This window comes from Lachnoclostridium sp. An169 (assembly GCF_002160525.1).
Classification (GTDB): Bacteria; Bacillota; Clostridia; order Lachnospirales; family Lachnospiraceae; genus Mediterraneibacter; species Mediterraneibacter cottocaccae.
Genome location: NZ_NFKT01000073.1, coordinates 1 through 1,364, shown reverse-complemented (window position 1 = coordinate 1,364; position 1,364 = coordinate 1). Strand labels below are relative to the sequence as shown.

Here is a 1,364-nt window from a genome sequence, read left to right as displayed (position 1 = left end):
GGCGGTATCCGCTACATTTTCCTTTTGTTTGAGCTCACAGAAGGTTGCAACTGCAGACTTAATTTTCTATAATGGAGGTGTAACATTTGAATGATGAAAAATTAAATAACCAGGAATATCCTGCAGCAAACCGTGAGTATAAGGACCGCCTCTTCCGCTTTGTGTTCCGTAAAAAGGAGGATCAGCTTTCCCTTTACAATGCAGTAAACGGAACCCATTACACGGATCCGGATGCTCTGGAGATCAACACATTGGACAATGTCCTGTATCTTGGAATGAAGAATGATATCTCATTTCTCATCAGCGGAACAATGAACCTGTACGAGCACCAGAGCACATATAATCCCAATATGCCGATTCGCGGACTGATGTATTTTTCAAAATTGTATGAAAAATACATTGCCGAGAATAATATCGATATCTATACAAACACAAGGAAAGAACTTCCCTTCCCGCAGTATCTGGTCTTCTACAACGGAACAGCAGATGAACCGGAACGGATGGAGCTGAAACTATCTCATATGTTCAGGAATATAGCAGGAACTACACCCCAGAACACGGACAGAAAAAAGGAAGCCTGTCTGGAATGTATCGCGACAATGCTGAATATTAACTATGGACATAATAAAGAATTGATGGAAAAATGCAGGCGACTCAAGGAATATGCGATCTTTGTAGATACAGTGCGCAGAAATCTATCTCCTGATATTCCGCTTCATACATCACTCATGCAGGCGATAGATGAATGTATAGAAAGAGGGATCATGCCGGATATCCTGGTGTCGCAGAAAGCGGAGGTGATCCAGATGCTGCTGGAAACATTTGATCAGGAGAAACATGATGAAGCAATGAAAAAGGACTGGTACGAAGCCGGAAAAGCTGATGGATTTAAAATTGGCAAAGCTAATGGTGAGAAAATCGGTATAGAGAAAGGAATCCGAGGATTAATTTTAACATTGCGGGAACGGTCTGTTTCAGAAGAAGAGATAAAGAACACTTTGCAGGAGATATATGAGATCTCCTCCGAGGATGCGGAAAAATATCTGACAGAATCCTAATCATAAATAACATCAATTTTTATCAGAGAGAAGAATTGTACACATAGGAATTCTTCTCTCTGATTTTATTTTAATTCTTTTATTTTAGAAATATTTTATACTTTTTGTGTATATTTACTTATTGTATTTCAGGCACGCATAAAGTATAATATTCTGACAATCAGCAGAAACTTCTATATTCTTTCAGCTGTTTCACCGGCGGTATCCGCTACATTTTCCTTTTGTTTGAGCTCACAGAAGGTTGCAACTGCAGACTTAATTTTCTATAATGGAGGTGTAACATTTGAATGATGAAAAATTAAATAA

General features: G+C 38.6%; 1 protein-coding gene. It reads left to right on the top strand.

Features of this window, described 5'->3' with window-relative positions:
• Nucleotides 1–86 precede the first annotated feature (86 nt).
• Nucleotides 87–1,058 carry a hypothetical protein gene (locus B5F07_RS22130; protein WP_242972636.1) on the top strand — a complete coding sequence of 324 codons (972 nt, stop codon included), beginning with the start codon at nt 87–89 and terminating at the stop codon, nt 1,056–1,058.
• Nucleotides 1,059–1,364: the final 306 nt, after the last annotated feature.